At 67.7% G+C, this 829-nt stretch carries 1 protein-coding gene; it reads left to right on the top strand.

The features are described from left to right. A partial coding sequence (locus A9X03_RS25560; RefSeq protein WP_156746677.1) for an AMP-binding protein occupies positions 1-829 on the top strand: 829 nt, incomplete at both ends.

Below are 829 nucleotides of genomic sequence, written 5' to 3'. Positions count from 1 at the left end.
CGAGATACCGGGAGCCGACCGCATGGTCGGCCTGCTGATCAACACCGTGCCGGTGCGCGCGCACATCACCACCACCACGACCACCGCCGACCTGCTCCACCAACTGCACGACACCCACAACCACACCCTCGACCATCAACACCTGGCGCTCAACGAGATTCACCGCATCACCGGCCACGACCAACTCTTCGACACCCTGTTCGTCTACGAAAACTACCCCGTCGACACCGCCGCGCTGGCCGGCGCCGACGGGCTCGCCATCACCGAGTTCACCAGCCGCGAATCCAATCACTACCCCCTGACCATGCAGGCCACGCCCGGGTCCGAACTGGGCGTGCGCGTCGAATACGACACCGACGTGTTCGACACCAAAATCGTTCGAGCACTGATCAAACGGTTCCAGCGGGTGTTGGTGGCGATGACGGCTGATGCCCAGGCGCGGTTGTCCTCGATTGGTGTGCTTGATGCCGGTGAGCTCGCGCGGGTGGGCGAGTGGGGGCATCGGGCGGTGTTGGGCGAGTCGGTGAGCGCGGTGTCGATCCCGGTGCTGTTCGCCCGGCAGGTGGCGCGCGCCCCGGGGTCGGTGGCGGTGCGTTGTGGGGGGCGGTCGTGGACCTATGGCGAGATCGATGAGGCGTCGAACCGGTTGGCGCGTCTGCTGATTGGGTTGGGGGCTGGTCGCGGGCAGTGCGTGGGGGTGGTGCTGGCGCGCTCGGGTGAGGCCATCATCGCGATCCTGGCGGTGCTCAAGACCGGGGCGGCCTACCTGCCCATCGACCCCGCGCTGCCGGATGAGCGGGTCGGGTTCGTGCTGGCCGACGCCAACCCG

The organism is Mycobacterium sp. E1715, from assembly GCF_001667625.1.
Taxonomy (GTDB): Bacteria; Actinomycetota; Actinomycetes; order Mycobacteriales; family Mycobacteriaceae; genus Mycobacterium.
Note: the sequence above shows the minus strand (reverse complement) of the source record. Positions and strands in the feature narration are given on the sequence as shown.